Raw genomic sequence first — 550 nt, 5'->3', positions numbered from 1 at the left:
GTTCCATAACCGTGGGTTATTGAATTTTCAATAAGAAGTCAATTTACTTCACTTTTTCGCGGCGATACAGTGCCCCACACCTTCCAAGGAGACGCCCCATGACGATCCTGCTTTCGGGCACGGGTGAATTCGCCCAGGGCGACACCGCCCAGCATCCGCCCGCACTGACCCCCACCTACAAGACCAGCGTGCTGCGCTCGCCGCGCAACGCGCTCATCTCCACGCTCAACACGCTGTCGGAAGTCACCGCGCCGGTCTTCCATGCCGACGACCTCGGCCCGCTCGACAACGACCTGATCCTCAACTACGCCAAGGAAGGCCTGCCCATCGGCGAGCGCGTCATCGTCCATGGCTATGTGCGCGACGAATTCGGCCGCCCCGTGCCGAACGCGCTGGTGGAGGTCTGGCAGGCCAACGCGGGCGGGCGCTATCGCCACAAGAAAGACCAGTACATCGCGCCGATCGACCCGAACTTCGGCGGCTGCGGCCGCATGCTGACAGACGCCAACGGTTATTACGTCTACCGCACCATCAAGCCGGGCCCGTACCC

1 protein-coding gene is annotated in these 550 nt (G+C 62.5%); it reads left to right on the top strand.

Annotated features, from left to right (window positions below):
* Positions 1–98: 98 nt before the first annotated feature.
* Positions 99–550, top strand: a 452-nt coding sequence (locus tag WH91_RS10295) for a dioxygenase family protein (RefSeq protein ID WP_046170930.1), incomplete at its 3' end; no start/stop codon positions are given.

It is taken from the genome of Devosia psychrophila (assembly GCF_000971275.1).
Lineage (GTDB): Bacteria > Pseudomonadota > Alphaproteobacteria > Rhizobiales > Devosiaceae > Devosia > Devosia psychrophila.
The sequence above is the reverse complement of the archived record's forward strand: the minus strand, read 5'-3'. Positions and strand labels throughout refer to the sequence as shown.